Here is a 24,102-nt window from a genome sequence, read left to right as displayed (position 1 = left end):
CGCTTTACATAAGATTATTTCGCTCCATAAACCCTTCCCCACCCAGCTGACGCATCTGGCGCATAATCCACGCCTGGCGGCTTCGCACGTAGCCTGACGGCGCGCTGGCCTTAAAACGCAGCGGGTTCGGCAGCACGGCGGCAAGCAGTGCCGCTTCGGACATAGTCAGCCTGCTGGCGGGCTTGCCAAAATAGCGCTGCGATGCCGCTTCGACGCCAAACACGCCGTCACCAAACTCCGCGATATTCAGGTAAACAGTCAAAATGCGTTTTTTGCTCCACACCGTCTCGACGCCCAGCGTCAGCCCGGCCTCCAGCCCTTTTCTCACCCAGCTGCGACCGTCCCATAAGAACAGGTTTTTTACCGTCTGCTGGGAAAGCGTCGACGCACCGCGGACGCGGTTTTCATGACGTTCATTATGATCCAGCGCCTTCTCGATAGCCGCCACGTCAAAACCCCAGTGCTCCGGGAATTTCTGATCTTCTGCCGCAATGACCGCCAGCCCCATCCACGGGGAGATTTCATCCATGCCGACCCAGTCTGAGTGGGCAACATAGCCAAAATCACCCGAGAGCCAGGCGCTAATCTGCCGCTCTGCCATCACGGCCGAGAACGGGACGGGCAGGATGCTGAACAGCGCAATGCCTCCGCCCCAAAAAACGGCCAGGACCAGCACAATACGCAGCAGGATCCGTTTTAACCACCCGCCAGGGGATAATTTACGGCTCATTCGGTAAGAACCAGCACTCTGTCCACCAGCTTTTCAATGCCTGCAGCAGCCTCGGCAATGTTCTGCGCCAGCATATACGCCGGCGAGGTGACGATTTTATTGTCCTCATCCACCACAATGTCGTCTACCGGACATGGCACATGTTCGCCGCCCATATCTTCGACAATTTCAGCAGTATCAATGTCGGTTCCGATCGTGAGCCGCAGCGGGAAATCAAAAATCTTCGGCAGCATGGCTGGCGCAATGCAGATAAAGCCCTGCGGCTTACCTGCCGCATGCATCGCCAGCGATAGCGCTTTTAAGTCGGGCTCGACCTGACACGCCGCGCCTTGCGTTGCAAACGTGCTCAGGTTTTTCGCCGCGCCAAAGCCGCCCGGCACGATGAGCGCATCTAGCTCAGCCGCATCGGCCTGTACCAGCGGATGAATATCCCCGCGCACAATACGTGCCGCTTCAATCAGCACGTTACGGCTTTCCGCCATTGGCTCGCCGGTAAGATGATTAACCACGTCTGCCTGCGTTTTATCCGGAGCGAAGCAGATAACGTCGGCCCCCTGACGCGATAATGCCAGCAGCGTTAATACGGTTTCATGTATCTCTGAACCATCGTAAACGCCACATCCGCTCAGCACGACACCCACTTTCTTCATTCTGACGATCCTTCTATGCAACTCGCTGAAGCACATTAAAAATTCTGATTAAAACGCTATGCTTCACACATTTCACTGATTCATGTAACAAACTGTTTAAGATTTGCTATCTTATCTGCGTGCGGCCTTAATTTTCAGGCGGCGTCCATGCGAAAACAACCCATAAAAATCAGGCGCAGCCACGATTTCCCTGGTGTTGGCGCAGTATTCGCGCACCCCGGTATAGCCGGGGTCATTTTTTTCGGGATTCTACCCAGGCTTTCAGCACTGCCACATCGTTTTGCCACTCTTGTTTCATCTCTTCAACCCAATCACCTACATTATCTTCCCAGGCAGGTAAATCAGGCGACTGAATCTGTTGGCCCAATTGCTGGAGATGGCGTAACCCGACTGAACCAGCTGCGCCTTTGATTTTATGTCCCTCTTCGACGATGCCCTTCTGGTCACGCGCCGTCAGGTTGGATTCGAGCACGTTCAGATAGCCCGGCATCATTTTTTCGAACACGGCCAGGCCATCGGTTATCAGTTTGGGTCCCACCAGATCGATATACTGCTCCAGCATGGCGGTATCCAGTATCGTTTGGGTTTTAGCGCTATCAACAGACGTCATGGTGCTCTCCTCTTCATCACAGGTATCCCAGAACTTCTTGATCATCGCCGTCAGGGCAGGTACTGCCAGCGGCTTGCTGAGCACGTCGTCCATACCGGCCTCGAGGTACTCTTTTTTATCTTTCAGCACGTTTGCGGTCAACGCAACCAGCGGCGGCAGCCCGTCAGGAGCATATTTGCGCGTCAGCTCGCGGGAGATATCCAGCCCGGTCATGTCCGGTAGCTGAATATCGAGCAGCACCAGGTCGTACTCGCCCGGCGTGAACATCTCCAGCGCGGCTTTGCCGGTCATCGCGACATCCACGCTGTTACCGAGTTTTTCCAGTACCGACCGGGCGACAATGACGTTCAGCTCAATATCTTCAACCAGCAGGACGTGGAGGGCTGGAAGCGGCATATCGTCGTTCTCAAACGTATCTTCCACTTCTTCAGCAACAGCAGGGGCGTGGACGGTAAGCGTAAAGGTGGAGCCTTTACCCGGCTGGCTGGCAACGGTGATATCCCCACCCATACTTTTCGCCAGACGTTTCGACACCGCCAGGCCAATGCCCGTGCCGGTCGCCGGTTTACCGCCGTGGCTGTCTTTAACCTGATAATACATGGCGAAGATCTTATCCTGCTCATCCTGAGGAATGCCGATACCCGAGTCCTCAACTTCAAAGTGCAGCATGTCCCCCTCATCATAGCGAATGCGCACAGCAACCTGTCCCTTCTGGGTAAACTTCACGGCGTTGCTGATGAGATTCCACAGGATCTGACGCAGACGCGTGCCGTCCGTCACCACTTTATGCGGCAGCGGCAGCGTCGGTTCCATCACGAAGCTCAGTCCTTTCTGCTGGGCCTGCAAACCTGACAGGTTCTCCAGGTCCGCGAGGAAGCCGGTAAAATCAACCGGCTGGTTGTCGAGCTGAACCTTACGGCGCTCCATCTTATCCATGTCGATAATATCATTGAAGATATTGCCCAGCGTGACCGCCGAAACGTGGATCGTTTTGAGGTATTTTTCCTGCTCGCTGGTCAAGTCGGTATCCAGCAGAATACGGCTCAGCCCCACGATACCGTTTAGCGGCGTACGAAGCTCATGGCTGATGGTGGAGATGAAGGTGGTCTTGTCACGACTGGCGCGCTCCAGCGCATCCTGATATCGCTTACGCTCGGTGATATCACGGCCAAAGCCCATCAGACCATGACGTTTACCCACCCGGTCGTAATAAGGCACTTTGCGGATCTCAAAGCAGGCTTTGCGCCCGTCGGGATAATCCAGCCACTGCTCATAGGTCAACGAGACGTTATGACGGAAGACCTTTTCATCCGTCTCCATCACTTTTGCCGCCGCCTCTTCGGAATAGACATCCTGAGGTTTCAGGTGGATCAGCTGCTTTTCGCTTTTCCCGGTCAACAGTTCCATGGCCCGGTTACAGCCGGAGAACTCTTTATCTTCATTACGGTAGAACACCAGATCCGGCGACGCATCGAGGAACGAGCGCAGGAAAGAGGATTGCTGTTCAAGCTGGATCTGCGTGACCTCACGCTCTTTCATCTCAATTTTCAGCTGCTCCAGCGTGGTCTGACGCTCGGCTTCCGCCTTCTCACGGTCTGAAATTTCCTGATTCAGCTGGGCAATGTTGTCCTTGAGCTGAACGTTGAGTTTAAGATCGCGCTCGCGCATCTCTTCCAGCTTATCCACCAGTTTCGATAAACGCTGTCGGGACTCTTCCAGCTGCTCAACCACCACGGAGAGGAAATAGACCGCCCATGGGGTGATCAGCAGGCCAAAGAAAATAGAGCGGATCACGTCGATGCTCTCGACCTGACCATGCAGAACCATGGTCACGGCCATTTGCACGACGATGGCCAGAACGACCAGCGCCAGCGCCAGCAGCATGGAAAAACGCACCAGCCCGAGCTTCATCATCAGGTCAACGTAGTACTGGGCCAGCATTCGAATTTGCTTCATAGAGGATCCCTTCACGACTTTATCGCTCAATAATACTCAAATTCACGGCGAGGCGTTGAAGGTTGTGAGAAAAAGTGCGGGGTGAAACAGGAGATTAGCCTCGCCCCCGGGCAAGCGGGAGCGAGGAAGAAGGTTTATCAGGAGCGTTTTAGCAGCATCCAGAGGCTGATCAGGAAGAAACTGGCGCTCGGCAACAGCGCGCCGATAATTGGCGGAATGCCATACACCAGCGTCAGCGGACCAAAAATCTGATCGAGGACGTAGAACACGAAGCCAAAGCTGATACCGGTTACCACGCGAACCCCCATCGGCACGCTACGTAGCGGTCCAAAGATGAACGACAGCGCCATCAGCATCATCACCGCCACGGACAGCGGCTGGAAGATTTTGCTCCACATGTTGAGCTGGTAACGCCCCGCATCCTGCCCGCTCGATTTCAGATACTTCACGTAGTTATGCAGACCGCTGATGGAGAGCGCATCGGGGTCAAGCGCCACGACGCCGAGCTTGTCCGGCGTCAGGTCGGTTTTCCAGGTACCGCTAACGGTCTGCGAACCGGTGATCTGTTTCGGGTTAGTCAGGTCAGATTCATCAACCTGGGATAACCGCCACAGCTTGTTGTTTGCATCAAATTTAGCAGAGGCGGCATAACGCACTGACTGCAAACGACGATCGTTATTGAAAGCATAGATACTCACGCCACCCAGCTCGTCATCCCCTTTCACGCGTTCGATATAGACGAAGTTCTGGCCATCTTTCGCCCATAATCCCTGCTGCGTGGAGAGCAGAGAACCGCCGTACATCGCCTGAGCACGGTAGTTACGCGCCATCTGTTCGCCCTGCGGCGCGACCCATTCGCCGATCGCCATGGTCAGCAGCACCAGCGGGATCGCGGTTTTCATCACCGACAGCGCAACCTGCATACGGGTAAAGCCCGATGCCTGCATCACCACCAGTTCGCTACGCTGAGCCAGCATCCCCAGGCCCAGCAGCGCACCCAGCAGGGCCGCCATCGGGAAGAAGATCTGCACATCTTTTGGTACGCTGAGCAGGGTGTACATCCCGGCGCCCAACGCGTCGTAACTCCCCTGCCCGGCTTTTTTCAGCTGGTCGACAAATTTGATAATGCCCGAGAGCGACACCAGCATGAACAGGGTCATCATGATGGTGGTAAAAATTGTTTTACCGATATAGCGGTCAAGTACGCCAAACGCCTGCATTAGATGGCTCCTTTACGCGTAAACCGGGCACGAAGACGACGCACAGGCACCGTGTCCCACAAGTTGAGTCCGACTGCCAGCAGCAGATACAAACCATTCACGACCCAGGTCCAGATCATCGGGTCAATTTTTCCTTTCCCGCCGTTAGACTTGATTGAGGTTTGCAGCAGGAAGAACACCAGATACAGCAGCATCGCTGGCAGCATCGACAGCACGCGGCCCTGGCGCGGGTTTACCACGCTCAGCGGAACCACCATCAGCGCCATCATAAATACGGTGAATACCAGCGTGATACGCCAGTGCAGTTCAGCACGCGCACGATCGGTATCAGTATTCATTAAGGTGCGCATATCCATCTGCTCAGTATCCGTTGGATCGAGCGCGACGGCCTGATGACCAATGATGGCCTGGTAGTTCTGGAAATCTGTGATACGGAAGTCACGCAGCATAGCCGTGCCTTCGAAACGCGTTCCTTTGTTCAGCGTGACAACCTGAGAGCCGTCTTTACGCTGCGCCAGCTGACCGGAATCCGCCACTACCACAGAAGGGCGCGCGTTACCTTTCGGGCGCAGTTGAGCAAGAAACACGTCATTGAAGCGGCTGCCATCGACGCTTTCGATAAACAGCACGGAGTTACCGTCGGTCGCCTGCTGGAACTGCCCCTGCGCCAGCGCCGCCAGCCCCGGGTTAGCTTTTGCTTCCGCCAGCACCTCATCCTGATGACGGGACGAGGTCGGCCCCGCCCACATGACGTTAACCGCGGCAACAATGCCCGTAAACAGCGCCAGCACCATGGCTGCCTTTACCAATACGGCCTTACTGAGGCCGCAGGCATGCATCACGGTGATTTCACTTTCGGTATAGAGCTTACCCAGGGTCATCAGCAGACCAAGGAACAGGCTTAACGGCAGGATAAGCTGCGCCATTTCCGGCACGCCAAGCCCGAGCAGGGAAAGCACCAGATTCGTTGGGATTTCGCCATCAACTGCCGCGCCGAGGATCCTGACCAGCTTCTGACAGAAAAAGATCAGAAGGAGGATAAAGAGGATCGCCAGTTGGCTCTTCAGCGTCTCCCGAACCAGATATCTTATGATTATCACTTTAAATACGCCCGTTAAAACTCGTCTTATGCAGGAATTTAGCTTGTTTCATGGCTTAAACGTCATTTATTCTCTTGAGTCGTCGAAATCATCGCTAAGATTAAAAAACCCGGCGGATTCGCGCTTCATGACATTTATTGACGTGTCGAAACCGTAGTAACGTAAGATTAACACGAAGTCACCACAACGGCGGACATGAGTTACGAAAGGTTTCAATTCTATCCGTAGCCGCCGCCGTTGTCTTTAAGATTCAGGAGCGTAGTGCATGGAGTTCAGTGTAAAAAGCGGTAGCCCGGAGAAACAGCGGAGTGCCTGCATCGTTGTGGGCGTCTTTGAACCACGCCGACTCTCCCCGATCGCCGAGCAACTCGATAAAATCAGCGACGGCTATATCAGCGCCCTGCTGCGCCGTGGCGAACTGGAAGGCAAACCAGGGCAGACCCTGTTGCTGCACCACGTTCCAAACGTCCTGTCCGAGCGTATTCTGCTGATTGGCTGCGGTAAAGAACGTGAGCTTGATGAGCGCCAGTACAAGCAGGTTATTCAGAAAACCATTAATACACTGAATGATACTGGTTCGATGGAAGCCGTCTGCTTCCTCACGGAGCTGCACGTTAAGGGCCGCAACACGTACTGGAAAGTACGCCAGGCCGTCGAAACCGCAAAAGAGAGCCTCTACAGCTTTGATCAGTTGAAGACCACCAAAAGCGAGCCGCGTCGCCCGCTGCGTAAAATGGTCTTTAACGTGCCGACCCGTCGCGAGCTGACCAGCGGCGAGCGCGCCATTCAGCACGGTCTGGCGATTGCTGCCGGTATTAAAGCGGCAAAAGATCTTGGCAATATGCCACCAAACATCTGTAACGCCGCGTACCTGGCGTCACAGGCGCGCCAGCTGGCTGACGCCTACAGCAAGAACGTCATCACCCGCGTTATCGGCGAACAGCAGATGAAAGAGCTGGGGATGCACTCTTATCTGGCGGTCGGTAACGGCTCCCAGAACGAATCCCTGATGTCGGTCATCGAATACAAAGGCAATCCGTCTGAAGACGCGCGTCCGATCGTACTCGTTGGCAAAGGGCTGACCTTCGACTCCGGCGGTATCTCCATCAAGCCTTCAGAAGGCATGGATGAGATGAAGTACGACATGTGTGGCGCGGCGGCGGTTTACGGCGTCATGCGCATGGTCGCGGAACTTCAGTTGCCCATCAACGTGATCGGCGTGCTGGCGGGCTGCGAAAACATGCCTGGCGGCCGCGCTTATCGCCCGGGTGATGTGCTGACTACCATGTCCGGCCAGACCGTTGAAGTGCTGAACACCGACGCCGAAGGCCGTCTGGTGCTGTGCGACGTGCTGACCTACGTTGAGCGTTTCGAACCTGAAGCGGTTATCGACGTAGCTACCCTGACCGGCGCCTGCGTGATTGCGCTGGGGCATCACATCACCGGCCTGATGTCGAACCACAATCCGCTGGCGCATGAGCTGATCGGCGCGTCCGAGCAGGCTGGCGACCGCGCGTGGCGTCTGCCGCTGGGGGACGAGTTCCAGGAACAGCTGGAGTCTAACTTCGCGGACATGGCGAACATTGGTGGCCGTCCTGGCGGCGCAATTACCGCAGGCTGCTTCCTGGCGCGCTTCACCCGCAAGTACAACTGGGCGCACCTGGACATTGCGGGGACCGCATGGCGCTCCGGTAAAGCCAAAGGCGCGACCGGACGTCCGGTGGCGCTGCTGTCGCAGTTCCTGCTCAATCGCGCGGGTTTTAACGGCGACGAGTGATGAAAAACGCCGGGTAGCGGCTTCGCCTTACCCGGCCTACAACGTCACTCAACCGTAGGCCGGGTAAGCGTAGCGCCACCCGGCTTTGCATTTAAATCCACGACAAGAAACCCCATATATGAAGAATGCAACGTTCTACCTTCTGGACAATGACACCCATCAGGATGGCCTCAGCGCCGTTGAACAACTGGTGTGTGAAATTGCCGCAGAACGTTGGCGCGCAGGTAAACGCGTCCTGATTGCCTGTGAAGATGAGCAGCAGGCGATTCGTCTGGATGAAGCGCTATGGGCGCGCCCGCCGGAGAGTTTTGTTCCGCATAACCTGTCGGGCGAAGGTCCACGCGGCGGGGCACCGGTGGAGATTGCCTGGCCGCAAAAACGCAACAGCAGCGCGCGCGACATTCTCATTAGCCTGCGGACAGACTTTGCAGATTTTGCCACCGCTTTCACAGAAGTGGTAGACTTTGTCCCTTACGAAGAATCTTTGAAACAGCTGGCGCGCGAACGCTACAAAGCGTACCGCCTGGCCGGTTTTAACCTGAATACGGCAACCTGGAAATAATGGAAAAGACATATAACCCACGCGATATCGAACAGCCGCTTTACGAGCACTGGGAACAGCAGGGCTATTTCAAGCCTAACGGCGACGAAAGCAAAGAGTCCTTCTGCATCATGATCCCGCCGCCGAACGTCACCGGCAGTTTGCATATGGGGCATGCTTTCCAGCAGACCATCATGGATACCATGATCCGCTACCAGCGTATGCAGGGTAAAAACACCCTGTGGCAGGCGGGGACTGACCACGCGGGTATCGCGACCCAGATGGTGGTTGAGCGTAAAATTGCCGCTGAAGAGGGTAAAACCCGCCACGACTACGGTCGAGACGCGTTTATCGACAAAATCTGGCAGTGGAAAGCGGAATCCGGCGGCACTATTACCCGTCAGATGCGCCGTCTCGGCAACTCCGTGGACTGGGAGCGTGAGCGCTTCACCATGGACGAAGGCCTGTCCAACGCCGTGAAAGAAGTCTTCGTGCGCCTGTACAAAGAAGACCTGATTTACCGTGGCAAACGCCTGGTCAACTGGGACCCGAAACTGCGTACCGCCATCTCTGACCTGGAAGTGGAAAACCGCGAGTCTAAAGGCTCCATGTGGCACATCCGCTATCCGCTGGCCGACGGTGCAAAAACCGCAGACGGTAAAGATTACCTGGTGGTGGCGACCACCCGTCCGGAAACCCTGCTGGGCGATACCGGCGTGGCCGTTAACCCGGAAGATCCGCGCTATAAAGATCTGATCGGCAAATTTGTGGTGCTGCCGCTGGTGAACCGCCGTATTCCGATTGTGGGCGACGAACACGCCGACATGGAAAAAGGCACCGGCTGCGTGAAAATTACCCCGGCGCACGACTTTAACGACTATGAAGTCGGTCGTCGTCATCAACTTCCGATGATCAACATTCTGACCTTCGACGGCGATATCCGCGAAAGCGCAGAAGTGTACGACACCAAAGGCAACGAATCCGACGTTTATTCCAGCGACATCCCGGCTGAGTTCCAGAAGCTGGAGCGCTTTGCCGCGCGTAAAGCCGTCGTAGCCGCCGTGGACGCGCTCGGCCTGCTGGAAGAGATTAAACCTCACGATCTGACCGTGCCGTACGGCGACCGTGGCGGCGTGGTTATCGAGCCAATGCTGACCGACCAGTGGTACGTGCGTGCCGACGTGCTGGCGAAACCGGCTGTGGAAGCGGTTGAGAACGGCAGCATTCAGTTCGTGCCGAAGCAGTACGAAAACATGTACTTCTCCTGGATGCGCGATATTCAGGACTGGTGTATCTCCCGTCAGCTGTGGTGGGGTCACCGTATCCCGGCGTGGTACGACAATGAAGGCAACGTCTACGTTGGCCGCACCGAAGAGGAAGTGCGTCAGGAAAACAACCTGGGCGCTGACGTTGCGCTGCGCCAGGACGAAGACGTGCTGGATACCTGGTTCTCTTCCGCGCTGTGGACCTTCTCGACCCTCGGCTGGCCGGAAAACACCGACGCGCTGCGTCAGTTCCACCCAACCAGCGTGATGGTCTCCGGCTTCGACATCATCTTCTTCTGGATCGCCCGCATGATCATGATGACCATGCACTTCATCAAAGACGAAAATGGCAAGCCGCAGGTTCCGTTCCATACCGTTTACATGACCGGCCTGATCCGCGACGACGAAGGCCAGAAGATGTCCAAATCCAAGGGTAACGTTATCGACCCGCTGGACATGGTTGATGGTATCTCTCTGGAAGAGCTGCTGGAAAAACGTACCGGCAACATGATGCAGCCGCAGCTGGCGGAGAAAATCCGCAAGCGTACCGAGAAGCAGTTCCCGAACGGGATCGAATCTCACGGTACCGACGCCCTGCGCTTCACCCTGGCGGCGCTGGCCTCCACCGGTCGTGACATCAACTGGGATATGAAGCGTCTCGAAGGTTACCGTAACTTCTGTAACAAGCTGTGGAACGCCAGCCGCTTCGTGCTGATGAACACCGAAGATCAGGATTGCGGCTTTAACGGCGGCGAAATGACCCTGTCTCTGGCAGACCGCTGGATCCTGGCGGAATTTAACCAGACGGTGAAATCGTTCCGCGACGCGCTGGACAGCTACCGCTTCGACATCGCGGCAGGCATCCTGTACGAATTCACCTGGAACCAGTTCTGTGACTGGTATCTGGAGCTGGCGAAGCCGGTCATGAACGGCGGCACTGAGGCGGAGCTGCGCGGTACGCGTAATACGCTGATTACCGTCCTGGAAGGTCTGCTGCGCCTTGCGCACCCGATCATTCCGTTCATCACCGAAACCATCTGGCAGCGCGTGAAGGTAATTGCCGGTATAAACGCCGATACCATCATGCTCCAGCCGTTCCCAGCATTCGATGCCGCGAAAGTGGATGAAGCCGCGTCTGCGGATACCGAGTGGCTGAAACAGGCGATCGTTGCGGTACGTAACATCCGCGCGGAAATGAACATCGCTCCGGGTAAACCACTGGAGCTGCTGCTGCGCGGTTGCAGCGAAGCTGCCGTTCGTCGCGTCACCGAGAACAACACCTTCCTGAAAACCATGGCGCGTCTGGAAAGCATCACCGTGCTGCCTGCCGATGATAAAGGTCCGGTTTCCGTGACCAAAATTATCGACGGCGCGGAGCTGTTGATCCCGATGGCGGGCCTGATCGACAAAGACGCTGAGCTGGCTCGTCTGGCGAAAGAAGTGGCGAAAGTCGACGTGGAAATCGGCAAAATCGAAAGCAAACTGGCGAACGAAGGCTTTGTGGCCCGCGCGCCGGAAGCGGTCATCGCCAAAGAGCGTGAGCGTCTGGTTGCCTTCGCCGATGCGAAGACCAAACTGATCGAGCAGCAGGCGGTTATCGCAGCCCTGTAATGCTTTTACCCCTTACGCTTCAGGGCGTAAGGGGTATCCTTCCTGAAAACTCCTCGCTTGCACTCCCCTTTCTGCGGTGCTATTAACAGCAGTTGTGTGTCAATTTTTGTCATGAGTAATGCTATGAGCGTGATTACCCCCGTCGCGACGACAATGCGTCGGATCACTGAGCAGGACAACCCGGCTATCGCCGCCGTTATCCGCACGGTATCGGCCGAATATGGCCTGACCGCCGACAAAGGCTACACTGTGGCCGATCCCAATCTGGACGAACTTTTTCAGCTGTACAACCAGCCGGGCCATGCCTATTGGGTCATCGAGCAGGACGGCCAGGTCGTGGGCGGCGGCGGCATTGCCCCCCTGCTCTGCAGCGAGCCGGATATCTGTGAACTCCAGAAAATGTATTTCCTGCCAACGATACGCGGACAAGGCCTGGCGAAAAAGCTGGCGCTGGTCGCCCTGGAACATGCACGCTCACAGGGCTTTAAACGTTGCTACCTTGAAACCACCGCTTTCCTTAAAGAGGCCATTGGCCTGTATGAGCATCTGGGCTTTGAGCATATCGATGCCCCACTGGGCTGCACGGGCCACGTGGACTGCGAAGTCAGGATGCTGAAAAGTCTGTAAGTTTTGTTCCTGCCGTCTTCTGTTAAGCGTCTGTAAACTGAATGCTCTACACTCACAGTTCACACCAAAACAGGGGAAACGCGATGTCGAAGATAAAAAGCTACGCCGCACCGCAGGCGGGTGCAGAACTTGAGCTGTACGAGTACGATGCGGGCGAACTAAAAGCGGAAGACGTCGAAGTACAGGTGGATTACTGCGGGATCTGCCATTCAGACCTCTCTATGATCGACAATGAATGGGGCTTTTCCAGCTATCCGCTGGTTGCCGGGCACGAAGTCATTGGCCGCGTCGTGGCGCTCGGCAGCGCCGCGCAGGACAAAGGGCTGAAAGTGGGCCAGCGCGTGGGTATCGGCTGGACGGCACGCAGCTGCGGCCACTGCGACGCCTGTATTAGCGGTAACCAGATCAACTGCCTTGAGGGCGCTACGCCGACCATCCTGAACAAGGGTGGTTTCGCCGATAAACTACGCGCCGACTGGCAATGGGTTATCCCGCTGCCGGACAGCATTGATATTGAATCCGCAGGTCCGCTGCTGTGTGGCGGTATCACCGTATTTAAACCGCTGCTGATGCATCACGTAACTGCCACCAGCCGCGTGGGCGTGATCGGTATTGGCGGGCTGGGGCATATTGCCATCAAACTGCTGCACGCGATGGGCTGTGAAGTGACGGCGTTCAGCTCGAACCCGGCGAAAGAGCAGGAAGTGCTGGCGATGGGTGCGGATAAAGTGGTGAACAGTCGCGATCCCGAGGCGCTCACCGCCCTGGCAGGCCAGTTTGACCTGATCATCAACACCGTCAACGTCGATCTCGACTGGCAGCCGTACTTTGAAGCCCTGGCCTACGGCGGTAACTTCCACACCGTGGGTGCGGTGATGAAGCCGCTGCCGGTTCCGGCGTTTACCCTGATCGGCGGCGATCGCAGCGTATCCGGATCTGCTACCGGCACGCCATATGAGTTAAGCAAGCTGATGAAGTTTGCCGGACGCACAAAAGTGGCACCCACCACCGAACTGTATCCGATGTCAAAAATCAACGAAGCAATCCAGCACGTGCGCGACGGTAAAGCCCGCTACCGCGTAGTGTTGAAAGCGGATTTCTGATGTGAGTTTGCCGGGTGGCGGCTTCGCCTGACCCGGCCTACTTTCACTGCCGCGCCAATACGTTAAGTACTTCTGCCACCGCGACCGCTCCCGGATCCATCACCCCATCCAGGTTCTCTTTATTGACATACGACGAGCGTCCCGCGCCGGCTTTCGCCATTTTTGCCGTTGCTTCGGCGCCCTGCTGCGCAGCCTGCGCCGCCGTCCGCAGATCGCTATCCCTTAACGCCTCCAGCGCCGGTTGCAGGGCGTCGATCAGCGTGCGATCCCCAAGATCTGCACCGCCATACTGCTTCATCTGCGCCAGTCCGCTCAACAATGCTTCTGGTAGCGGCTGTCCATCGTGAAGCTTTTGTCCTGCCGCCGTGAAGAAGATCGACATCAGCACCCCGCTCGACCCGCCCATTACCGTAGCCAGCCGCTCCCCCACCAGCAGGAGTAATGTCGGCACGTCGTTAAGGGGCAGGTTGTTCTCCTCAAGTCGCTGCGCAATATCCCGCGCCCCTTGCGCAAAGGTGGAGCCCGTATCGCCATCGCCTACTTTGGCATCCAGCGCGTTGAGGCGGTTTTCCAGCTGGATCAATGTCTTCGTTACCGAAGCGACGGCCTCGCTCACCTGCGGATTGTCCGATGGGGTATATTCCACGCGGTCATGAAGGGCGCTATGGGGGACGGTACGCAGGGGCGCGAACGCGACGGGCTTCTGCCAGCCCAGCGTCTCGACCTCGGCGTGTATCGCCTTCTCGAAGAAATCGCTGAGCTTTAACAGCGTTAGCGAAAACCCTTTCATATCCAGCGCACTCACCAGCGGCGCCGGGCCAATCAGATACGCTATGTTCTCTTTCAGCGCCGAATGCGCCAGCTCTTTGGTGAGCAGAGCCATCTCCAGCGCTGACACGCCGCCGAGGTTGTTGATCAGCACCGCAAAGCGCCCGTCCCCCGCCTGCGCGCGTAACGGCGTCACCAGCGTGTCGATAATGGCTTTGCTGTTTTGCGTATCCACGACGGAAGCTCCCGGCTCGCCGTGAATGCCCAAACCCAGCTCGACATGGCCTTGTTTTATGCGCCCCTCTTCATCATCGCTGCCCGGCAGGTTGCACGTTTGCATCGCCACGCCCAGGCTCCAGAGGTTATCGCAGGCCTGTTGCGCTATATCCCGCACGTCGTTTAGCGATTTCCCCTGCTCTGCCGCATATCCCGCAATCTTATGCACCAGCGCCGTTCCCGCGATACCACGCGGCTGCTTGTTATCCGGCAGGGCAATATCATCCGCGACGATAACCATCTCCACCTTCAGGCCGTAGCGTTTGGCTTTTTCCGCCGCCAGGCCAAAGTTAAGCCGGTCGCCGGTGTAGTTTTTCACAATCAGCAGGCAGCCACGATCGCCCGTCACCGCCACAATGGCATTGAGGACCGCATCCACGCTTGGGGAGGCGAACAAATCGCCACACACCGCTGCGGTAAGCATGCCTTTACCGACGAACCCGGCATGTGCCGGTTCATGGCCGGAGCCGCCACCGGAGATCACCGCCACGCGGCTTTTATCCCAGTCGCCGCGTGCCACCACGCGGATGGCCGGATCGATATCCAGTTTGACGAGATTACCGTGCGGCGCGGAGAGAAGTATGCCTTCAATGGCATCGTTGACAAGCTGTTTGCGGTCGTTAAAAAAGAATCTGGACATAGTTTCCCAAAATTTTGTTTACCGTATGCAAAAGCATAGTCCGCACTGGATAATGCGCCGCAAAGTGAGGAATTTACGCAGACATTTTGCCGTCAGGTTGCCTATACTCCACCCAGGACTACGAGAGGACGTGCATCATGAGTACACCATTGTTAATCGCCAGGGCTGGAAAAAGAGCTGTTTTTACTGCCCGCGATGGCGAACCGTCATGGCCTGATCACCGGCGCGACCGGGACGGGAAAAACCGTCACCCTGCAAAAGCTGGCTGAGTCGTTGTCCGAGGCTGGCGTGCCGGTTTTTATGGCTGACGTGAAGGGCGATTTAACCGGGGTGGCTCAGGAAGGCACGGCGTCAGAAAAACTGCTCGAGCGCCTGAAAAATATCGGCATCACGGACTGGACGCCGCACGGTAATCCAGTGGTGGTCTGGGATATCTTCGGCGAAAAAGGGCATCCGGTGCGCGCCACCGTCTCCGACCTCGGCCCTTTGCTGCTGGCCCGTCTGCTTAATCTTAACGACGTGCAGTCCGGGGTGCTGAACATTATCTTCCGTATCGCCGACGATCAGGGCTTACTGCTGCTCGACTTCAAAGATCTGCGCGCCATCACCCAGTACATTGGCGATAACGCCAAATCCTTCCAGAACCAGTACGGCAATATCAGCAGCGCCTCGGTGGGCGCCATTCAGCGCGGGCTCCTGACGCTGGAGCAACAGGGCGCCGAGCATTTCTTTGGCGAGCCAATGCTGGATATCAAAGACTGGATGCGCACCGATAGCAGCGGCAAAGGCATCATCAACATTCTGAGCGCAGAGAAGCTCTACCAGATGCCGAAGCTCTACGCCGCCAGCCTGCTGTGGATGCTCTCTGAACTCTACGAACAACTGCCGGAAGCAGGCGATCTGGAAAAACCCAAACTGGTGTTCTTCTTTGACGAAGCGCACCTGTTGTTTAACGACGCGCCGCAGGTGCTGCTGGATAAAATTGAACAGGTTATCCGCCTGATCCGCTCCAAAGGCGTCGGGGTCTGGTTTGTGTCGCAAAACCCGTCGGATATTCCGGACAACGTACTGGGGCAACTGGGTAACCGCGTGCAGCACGCCCTGCGCGCCTTTACGCCGAAAGATCAAAAAGCGGTGAAAGCCGCGGCGCAAACCATGCGTGCCAATCCGGCCTTTGATACCGAAACCGCCATTCAGGCGCTGGGCACCGGTGAAGCGCTGATTTCGTTCCTCGATGCAAAAGGCAGCCCGACAGTTGTCGAGCGCGCGATGGTGATTGCGCCCTGCTCGCGCATGGGGCCAGTAACGGACGATGAACGCAACGGCCTGATCAACCACTCCCCGGTGTACGGGAAGTATGAAGACGAGGTGGATCGCGAATCCGCGTTCGAGATGCTGCAAAAAGGGGTGCAGGCGACTGCCGAATCGCAGAATGCGCCTGCCGCCAAAGGGCAATCTGTAGCCGTGGACGACGGCATTCTCGGCGGGCTGAAAGATATTCTGTTCGGCAGCACCGGGCCGCGCGGCGGTAAACGCGATGGCGTGGTGCAGGCCATGGCAAAAAGCGCGACGCGTCAGATTACCAACCAGATAGTGCGCGGCATGCTGGGAAGTCTGTTAGGCGGCCGTCGCCGGTAGCGGTGGAACCCACGGGCGGCCAAGCGCCGACCCCTGTACGCCGTTCTCCTGTAGATAGCGGTCGATTTCCAGCATCCCCGTCCAGCGGTTCTCACACCAGAGCGGTGCCAGAAGCGTTGGGCGGCGGGCGCTTGCCGAGATGCGGTGGTAAACAATCTCCGGCGGCGTGTGGCGAATCATCTCCCCCGCCGTCACCGTATAGTCGTCGAGTTCGATACCATTTAATCGCCCCGCTTCCCAGGCTTTCGCCATAATGCTTCCCGTAACAATATGCAGCGGGTGCAGCTTAATGCCGTCCACGCCGGTCTCAACAACTTTTTCCAGCGTTTCAAGGCCATGCTGCTGCCCTTCTCCCGGCAAGCCGACAATCAGATGCGAGCAGACTTTTAAACCACGCTCGCGGGCGAGACGCGTGGTGCGCTGGTAGCAGGCAAAATCATGCCCGCGATTGATACGGTGCAGGGTTTTGTCGTGCGCGGTCTGCAAGCCCAGCTCCAGCCAGATCTCGTAGCCCTTCTCTTTGTACTCGCTAAGTAAATCCAGCACGGCGTCCGGCACGCAGTCCGGACGCGTCCCCACGCACAGCCCGACAATGTTCGCTTGAGCAACCGCCTGTTGATACATAGCGCGCAGCACCTGCACCTCCGCCCACGTGCTGGTGTAGGCCTGGAAATAGGCCAGATATTGCTTCGCGCGGTTCACCAGACTCGACTGATGGGCGAGCTGTTCAGCGATAGATTTATGCTGTTGGGCTTCATCAGCAAACGAGGCCACGTTACAGAAGGTGCAGCCACCACGCCCGATGGTGCCATCGCGGTTCGGACAGCTAAAGCCGCCGTGCAGCGTCAGTTTGTGAACCTTTTGTCCGTAGCGCTGCAAAAGATCCCCACCAAACATATTGACTAATTTCTGTAACTGCATAATCTGATAGACCGTCCCGAAGAAAGGGGACAAGCCTGCCATTTTTAGCCTCTGTCGGCGATGACCTGGATCAATCGCCCTGGACGGCCTTTATCTATTTGAATAAATAATCACGATTACCGAGATTTCATTCACCCTGCACGTAATTACTTTTCCTTATGTTTTGATGGTTTTTTTTATTTATAGCGCCAGGTCTGAAAAACAGTGATTTTATGCGGGTTTGAATGCCACCCCAGATTATTATTCTGCTATAAATCTGCATTTCAGCACGCTGCATTGATAATACCGCTTTCATATAGTGAGTCAGATCACACTCCCCTGCACCTTCCCGGCGCTTTAAGTGGTTGTAAAAATAGTGAAATCATCAATAAAAACAACAATATGACCACTCTTTAGCACATTTTTGTATAAATAAGATTGCCATTTGACCTGTGTACCAATTCCCGATAAGTTGGAAATCCGCTGGAAGCTTTCTGGATGAGCGGCCTGCTCATCATATTTATGCAGTAATTGAGATTCCCTCTGAAGCAAGTCCTCAAACTTGTTTACCTGCGCGAAAGGATGAAAAAGAGGGCGAATGCGAGGTCCGCGTATGAAACGCTAACCCCGTCGCCATGCTCTTTCTGCGCCTGTGCGCCACGGTAAAGTTCAGTGGGAAGCCCGACGAGCCTGGGGAGGTTCACTGATATGTTGTACGATAAATCCCTTGAGAAGGATAACTGTGGTTTCGGCCTGATCGCCCACATAGAAGGCGAACCTAGCCACAAGGTAGTGCGTACTGCTATTCACGCACTGGCCCGTATGCAGCACCGTGGCGCCATCCTTGCCGATGGTAAAACCGGCGACGGTTGTGGTCTGCTGTTGCAAAAACCGGATCGTTTCTTCCGCATCGTGGCGGAAGAGCGCGGCTGGCGTTTAGCCAAAAACTACGCTGTCGGTATGCTGTTCCTGAATCAGGATCCTGAAAAAGCTGCCGCGTCACGCCGCATCGTTGAAGAAGAACTTCAGCGTGAAACCCTGTCGATTGTCGGCTGGCGCGATGTGCCAACCAACGAAGGGGTGCTCGGTGAAATCGCCCTCTCCTCGCTGCCTCGTATTGAACAGATTTTCGTCAACGCGCCTGCGGGCTGGCGTCCGCGTGATATGGAACGCCGTCTGTTTATTGCCCGCCGCCGCATTGAAAAACGTCTTCAGGACGATAAAGAGTTCTACGTCTGTAGCCTCTCTAACCTGGTGAACATCTATAAAGGTCTGTGCATGCCGGCTGACCTGCCGCGCTTCTACCTGGACCTGGCGGATCTGCGTCTGGAATCGGCCATTTGCCTGTTCCACCAGCGCTTCTCCACCAACACCGTTCCACGCTGGCCGCTGGCTCAGCCGTTCCGCTACCTGGCGCACAACGGTGAGATCAACACCATCACCGGTAACCGCCAGTGGGCCCGCGCCCGTACCTATAAGTTCCAGACCCCGCTGATCCCGGACCTGCACGATGCCGCGCCGTTCGTGAACGAAACCGGCTCGGACTCCAGCTCAATGGATAACATGCTGGAACTGCTGCTGGCGGGCGGTATGGATATCGTACGCGCCATGCGTCTGCTTGTACCGCCGGCCTGGCAGAACAACCCGGATATGGACCCTGAGCTGCGCGCGTTCTTTGACTTTAACTCCATGCACATGGAGCCGTGGGATGGCCCGGCAGGCATCGTTATGTCCGACGGACGTTTTGCCGCCTGTAACCTGGACCGTAACGGTCTGCGTCCGGCGCGCTATGTCATTACCAAAGACAAGCTCATCACCTGTGCCTCTGAAGTGGGTATCTGGGATTACCAGCCAGACGAAGTGGTCGAGAAAGGCCGCGTCGGACCGGGTGAGCTGATGGTGATCGACACCCGCGGTGGGCGTATTCTGCACTCTGCTGAAACCGACAACGATCTGAAGAGCCGCCATCCGTACAAAGAGTGGATGGAGAAAAACGTGCGTCGTCTGGTGCCGTTTGAAGATCTGTCAGACGAAGAAGTGGGTAGACGCGAGCTGGACGATGACACCCTCGCGAGCTTCCAGAAGCAGTTTAACTACAGCGCGGAAGAGCTGGACTCGGTTATTCGCGTGCTCGGCGAAAACGGCCAGGAAGCGGTCGGCTCAATGGGTGACGATACCCCGTTTGCTGTGCTCTCCAGCCAGCCACGCATTATTTACGACTATTTCCGTCAGCAGTTTGCGCAAGTCACCAACCCGCCAATCGATCCGCTGCGCGAAGCCCACGTCATGTCGCTGGCCACCAGCATCGGCCGTGAGATGAACGTATTCTGTGAAGCCGAAGGTCAGGCGCACCGTCTGACCTTTAAATCACCGATCCTGCTGTACTCCGATTTCAAACAGCTCACCACCATGACCGAGGAGCACTATCGCGCCGACACGCTCGATATCACCTTCGACGTGACCGAAACGAGCCTCGAAGAGACGGTGAACGCGCTGTGCGACAAAGCCGAGCAGATGGTGCGTAACGGCACCGTTCTGCTGGTGCTGTCTGACCGCAACATCGCGAAAAACCGTCTGCCGGTGCCTGCACCCATGGCGGTGGGGGCTATCCAGACGCGTCTGGTGGACAAGAGCCTGCGCTGCGATGCCAACATCATCGTTGAAACTGCGAGCGCGCGCGACCCGCACCACTTTGCGGTGCTGTTAGGCTTTGGCGCCACGGCGATCTACCCGTATCTGGCCTACGAAACACTGGCCCGCCTGGTGGATACCCGCGCGATCGACAAAGACTACCGTGCTGTGATGCTGAACTACCGTAACGGCATCAACAAAGGTCTGTACAAGATCATGTCCAAAATGGGCATCTCGACCATCGCCTCTTACCGCTGCTCGAAGCTGTTTGAGGCGGTCGGTCTGCATGACGACGTTGCCAACCTCTGCTTCCAGGGCGTGATCAGCCGTATTGGTGGCGCAGGCTTTGCTGACTTCCAGCAGGATCTGGTGAACCTGTCGAAACGCGCCTGGCTGGCACGTAAGCCGCTGGAACAGGGCGGTCTGCTGAAATACGTTCACGGGGGTGAGTATCACGCTTATAACCCGGACGTGGTGCGCACACTGCAACAGGCGGTGCAAAGCGGCGAGTACAGCGATTATCAGCAGTATGCTGATCTGGTGAACAACCGTCCGGCGGCGACGCTGCGCGATCTCATTGCCCTCAATCCGGGTGAGGAAGCGGTCAGCATTGACGAGGTTGAACCCGCATCTGAACTGTTCAAACGTTTCGATACCGCGGCGATGTCCATCGGCGCGCTGAGCCCGGAAGCCCACGAAGCGCTGGCGGAAGCCATGAACAGCATCGGCGGCAACTCCAACTCCGGCGAAGGCGGTGAAGATCCTGCCCGTTACGGCACCAATAAAGTGTCCCGTATCAAGCAGGTAGCGTCCGGCCGTTTCGGCGTAACGCCTGCGTACCTGGTTAACGCCGACGTGATCCAGATTAAGGTCGCGCAGGGGGCAAAACCGGGTGAAGGCGGTCAGCTGCCGGGTGATAAAGTCACCCCGTACATCGCTAAGCTTCGCTACTCGGTGCCGGGCGTGACGCTGATCTCCCCGCCGCCGCACCACGATATTTACTCTATCGAGGATCTGGCGCAGCTGATTTTCGACCTGAAACAGGTCAACCCGAAAGCGATGATCTCCGTGAAGCTGGTTTCCGAGCCGGGCGTTGGCACCATCGCCACCGGCGTGGCGAAAGCCTATGCGGATCTGATCACCATCGCCGGCTACGACGGCGGCACCGGCGCAAGCCCGCTCTCCTCCGTAAAATACGCGGGTTGTCCGTGGGAGCTTGGCCTGGTGGAAACCCAGCAGGCGCTGGTCGCCAACGGCCTGCGTCACAAGATCCGTTTGCAGGTAGACGGCGGGCTGAAAACCGGCCTCGACATCATCAAAGCGGCGATTCTGGGTGCGGAAAGCTTCGGCTTCGGTACCGGCCCGATGGTTGCGCTCGGCTGTAAATACCTGCGTATTTGCCACCTGAATAACTGCGCAACGGGCGTTGCTACCCAGGACGAAAAGCTGCGTAAGAATCACTATCACGGCCTCCCGTTCAAAGTGACTAACTACTTTGACTTCATCGCCCGTGAAACCCGCGAGCTGATGGCGCAGCTGGGCGTGAAGCGTCTGGTGGATCTGATTGGCCGTACCGACCTGCTGAAAGAGCTTGAGGGCTTCACGGCCAAGCAGCAGAAGCTGGAGCTGTCTAAGCTGCTGGAAACCGCTCAGCCGCATCCTGGCAAAGCGGTTTACTGCACCGAGAACAACCCGCCGTTCGACAACGGCGTGCTGAACGCGCAGCTGCTGCAACAGGCGAAGCCGTACGTGGACGAGAAGCAGAGCAAAACGTTCTGGTTTGATATCCGCAACACCGATCGTTCCGTGGGTGCATCCCTCTCCGGTTACATCGCGCAAACGCACGGTGACCAGGGCCTGGCATCGGATCCGATTACCGCGCACTTCAGCGGTACCGCGGGTCAGAGCTTCGGTGTGTGGAACGCGGGCGGCGTTGAGTTATACCTGACCGGTGATGCCAACGACTACGTCGGAAAAGGCATGGCGGGCGGTCTGCTGGCGGTGCGTCCTCCGGTTGGTTCAGCCTTCCGCAGCCATGAAGCAAGCATCATCGGCAATACCTGTCTGTACGGTGCAACCGGCGGTCGTCTGTTTGCCGCGGGCCGTGCGGGCGAGCGTTTTGCGGTGCGTAACTCCGGTGCCATCACCGTGGTGGAAGGCATCGGCGATAACGGCTGTGAATACATGACGGGCGGAATTGTGTGCGTCCTGGGTAAAACCGGCGTGAACTTTGGCGCGGGCATGACGGGCGGTTTTGCCTACGTCCTGGATGAAGACGGTGAGTTCCGCAAACGCGTGAACCCGGAACTGGTGGAAGTGCTGGACGTTGATACGCTGGCCATCCACGAAGAACACCTGCGCGGCTTAATTACCGAACACGTGCAGCATACCGGTTCTTCGCGCGGCGAAGAGATCCTGGCCAACTGGCCGGCGTTCTCTGCGAAATTTGCGCTGGTTAAGCCGAAGTCCAGCGATGTTAAAGCCCTGTTGGGTCACCGTAGTCGTAGCGCAGCAGAGCTGCGCGTGCAGGCGCAGTAAGGAATTCAGATGAGCCAGAACGTTTACCAGTTTATCGACCTTCAGCGTGTTGATCCGCCAAAGAAACCGCTGAAGATCCGTAAAATTGAATTTGTTGAAATCTACGAGCCGTTTTCAGAAGGCCAGGCCAAAGCACAGGCAGACCGCTGCCTGTCCTGCGGTAACCCTTACTGCGAATGGAAGTGTCCGGTCCATAACTACATCCCGAACTGGCTGAAGCTGGCCAACGAAGGGCGTATTTTTGAAGCCGCCGAGCTGTCTCATCAGACCAACACCCTGCCGGAAGTGTGCGGCCGCGTGTGCCCTCAGGATCGTCTGTGTGAAGGCTCCTGTACGCTGAACGACGAGTTTGGCGCGGTGACCATCGGCAACATCGAACGCTATATCAACGATAAAGCGTTCGAAATGGGCTGGCGTCCGGATATGACCGGCGTGCGTCAAACCGACAAGCGCGTGGCGATTATCGGCGCGGGCCCGGCAGGCCTGGCCTGTGCGGACGTGCTGACCCGTAACGGCGTGAAGGCGGTGGTCTTTGATCGCCACCCTGAGATTGGCGGCCTGCTGACCTTCGGTATCCCGGCCTTCAAGCTGGAGAAAGAGGTGATGACCCGCCGCCGCGAAATCTTCACCGGCATGGGCATTGAGTTCAAACTGAACGTGGAAGTGGGCCGTGACGTGCAGCTCGACGACCTGCTGAAGGATTACGACGCCGTGTTCCTGGGCGTGGGTACTTATCAGTCCATGCGCGGTGGCCTGGAGAACGAAGATGCGCCGGGCGTGTACGACGCGCTGCCGTTCCTGATTGCCAACACCAGGCAGATCATGGGCTACGGTGAGACCGCCGATGAGCCGTTCGTCAGCATGGAAGGCAAACGCGTGGTGGTGCTGGGCGGCGGTGATACCGCGATGGACTGCGTGCGTACCTCCATTCGTCAGAACGCGGCGCACGTCATCTGTGCTTACCGTCGTGACGAAGAGAACATGCCGGGCTCTAAGCGCGAAGTGAAAAACGCGCGTGAAGAGGGCGTGGAGTTCCAGTTCAACATCCAGCCTCTGGGTATTGAGGTGAATGCCAACGGTAGAGTGAGCGGCGTGAAGATGGCGCGCACGGAGATGGGCGCGCCGGATGCGAAAGGCCGTCGTCGCGCGGAGATCGTGGCCGGTTCTGAACACGTGATCCCGGCTGACGCCGTGGTGATGGCGTTTGGTTTCCGTCCTCACAGCATGGAGTGGCTGGCGAAGCACAGCGTAGAGCTGGACTCTCAGGGCCGCATAATTGCGCCGGAAGGCAGCGACAACGCGTTCCAGACCAGCAACCCGAAAATCTTCGCCGGTGGCGACATCGTTCGCGGCTCTGACCTGGTGGTGACGGCGATTGCCGAAGGCCGTAAAGCGGCTGACGGGATCATGAACTTCCTGGAAGTGTAAGCCCCTCTGACTCCCCGGCAGAAGCATAAAGCGGAACGCTGGGGAGCCTGTTTTCAGTAGCCTGCCCTTAAGTTAATGATACCTTTTTAAGCA

14 protein-coding genes and 1 pseudogene are annotated in these 24,102 nt (G+C 57.0%); 8 read left to right on the top strand and 7 right to left on the bottom strand.

Annotated features, from left to right (window positions below):
• Positions 1-4 precede the first annotated feature (4 nt).
• The 5 genes from mtgA to lptF all read right to left on the bottom strand — a co-directional run bounded on the left by mtgA (position 5) and on the right by lptF (position 6,266).
• Positions 5-730, bottom strand: a complete 726-nt coding sequence (gene mtgA / locus SK51_RS06760) for a monofunctional biosynthetic peptidoglycan transglycosylase (protein ID WP_023298721.1) — start codon at positions 728-730, stop codon at positions 5-7.
• Positions 727-1,380 carry an isoprenoid biosynthesis glyoxalase ElbB gene (gene elbB / locus SK51_RS06755; RefSeq protein ID WP_023298722.1) on the bottom strand — a complete coding sequence of 218 codons (654 nt, stop codon included), beginning with the start codon at positions 1,378-1,380 and terminating at the stop codon, positions 727-729. The genes mtgA and elbB overlap by 4 nt, the downstream gene beginning before the upstream one ends.
• Before the next feature lie 232 nt (positions 1,381-1,612).
• Entirely contained in the window at positions 1,613-3,946 is a 2,334-nt protein-coding gene (gene arcB / locus SK51_RS06750; RefSeq protein ID WP_023307065.1) for an aerobic respiration two-component sensor histidine kinase ArcB, read from the bottom strand.
• A gap of 137 nt (positions 3,947-4,083) precedes the next feature.
• Positions 4,084-5,166, bottom strand: a complete 1,083-nt coding sequence (gene lptG, locus SK51_RS06745) for an LPS export ABC transporter permease LptG (RefSeq protein WP_022649534.1) — start codon at positions 5,164-5,166, stop codon at positions 4,084-4,086.
• Positions 5,166-6,266: an LPS export ABC transporter permease LptF gene (lptF, locus tag SK51_RS06740; RefSeq protein WP_023307066.1), complete on the bottom strand. Its 1,101-nt coding sequence runs from the start codon at positions 6,264-6,266 to the stop codon at positions 5,166-5,168. The genes lptG and lptF overlap by 1 nt, the downstream gene beginning before the upstream one ends.
• A 265-nt stretch (positions 6,267-6,531) precedes the next feature.
• On the opposite strand from lptF, the gene pepA reads away from it, so the two are divergent.
• From pepA to ahr, 5 genes are all read left to right on the top strand, one after another.
• Entirely contained in the window at positions 6,532-8,043 is a 1,512-nt protein-coding gene (gene pepA / locus SK51_RS06735; protein ID WP_003861882.1) for a leucyl aminopeptidase, read from the top strand.
• Positions 8,044-8,161: 118 nt separating this feature from the next.
• Positions 8,162-8,605, top strand: a complete 444-nt coding sequence (holC, locus tag SK51_RS06730; protein WP_003861884.1) for a DNA polymerase III subunit chi — start codon at positions 8,162-8,164, stop codon at positions 8,603-8,605.
• Positions 8,605-11,460 (top strand): valine--tRNA ligase, encoded by a 2,856-nt coding sequence (locus SK51_RS06725; protein WP_023307067.1) that lies wholly within the window; start codon positions 8,605-8,607, stop codon positions 11,458-11,460. The genes holC and SK51_RS06725 overlap by 1 nt, the downstream gene beginning before the upstream one ends.
• Positions 11,461-11,583: 123 nt before the next feature.
• Positions 11,584-12,087, top strand: coding sequence for a GNAT family N-acetyltransferase (locus SK51_RS06720; RefSeq protein ID WP_022649537.1), 504 nt, complete (start codon positions 11,584-11,586; stop codon positions 12,085-12,087).
• A gap of 83 nt (positions 12,088-12,170) precedes the next feature.
• Positions 12,171-13,190, top strand: a complete 1,020-nt coding sequence (gene ahr / locus SK51_RS06715) for an NADPH-dependent aldehyde reductase Ahr (protein WP_048206625.1) — start codon at positions 12,171-12,173, stop codon at positions 13,188-13,190.
• A gap of 43 nt (positions 13,191-13,233) precedes the next feature.
• Here ahr and SK51_RS06710 read toward each other — a convergent pair whose 3' ends face one another.
• A complete protein-coding gene (locus SK51_RS06710) occupies positions 13,234-14,874 on the bottom strand; it encodes a dihydroxyacetone kinase subunit DhaK (protein ID WP_023307068.1) in 1,641 nt (546 codons plus the stop codon).
• 137 nt (positions 14,875-15,011) lie between these two features.
• On the opposite strand from SK51_RS06710, the pseudogene SK51_RS06705 reads away from it, so the two are divergent.
• Positions 15,012-16,512 (top strand): annotated as a pseudogene (locus tag SK51_RS06705) (helicase HerA-like C-terminal domain-containing protein).
• On the opposite strand, the gene SK51_RS06700 reads toward SK51_RS06705, so the two are convergent.
• Positions 16,492-17,433: a tRNA modification radical SAM protein MnmL/YtqA gene (locus SK51_RS06700; protein WP_100248967.1), complete on the bottom strand. Its 942-nt coding sequence runs from the start codon at positions 17,431-17,433 to the stop codon at positions 16,492-16,494. The pseudogene SK51_RS06705 and the gene SK51_RS06700 sit on opposite strands and share 21 nt — an antisense overlap.
• A gap of 687 nt (positions 17,434-18,120) precedes the next feature.
• On the opposite strand from SK51_RS06700, the gene gltB reads away from it, so the two are divergent.
• Together gltB and gltD are read left to right on the top strand one after the other, a co-directional pair.
• On the top strand, positions 18,121-22,581 hold the full coding sequence (gene gltB, locus SK51_RS06695) for a glutamate synthase large subunit (protein WP_023307071.1): 4,461 nt from the start codon (positions 18,121-18,123) through the stop codon (positions 22,579-22,581).
• 9 nt (positions 22,582-22,590) lie between these two features.
• Entirely contained in the window at positions 22,591-24,009 is a 1,419-nt protein-coding gene (gltD, locus tag SK51_RS06690; RefSeq protein WP_032626441.1) for a glutamate synthase subunit GltD, read from the top strand.
• Positions 24,010-24,102: the final 93 nt, after the last annotated feature.

This window comes from Enterobacter sp. MGH85 (genome assembly GCF_001037655.1).
GTDB classification, from domain to species: Bacteria; Pseudomonadota; Gammaproteobacteria; order Enterobacterales; family Enterobacteriaceae; genus Enterobacter; species Enterobacter intestinihominis.
The sequence above is the reverse complement of the archived record's forward strand: the minus strand, read 5'-3'. Positions and strand labels throughout refer to the sequence as shown.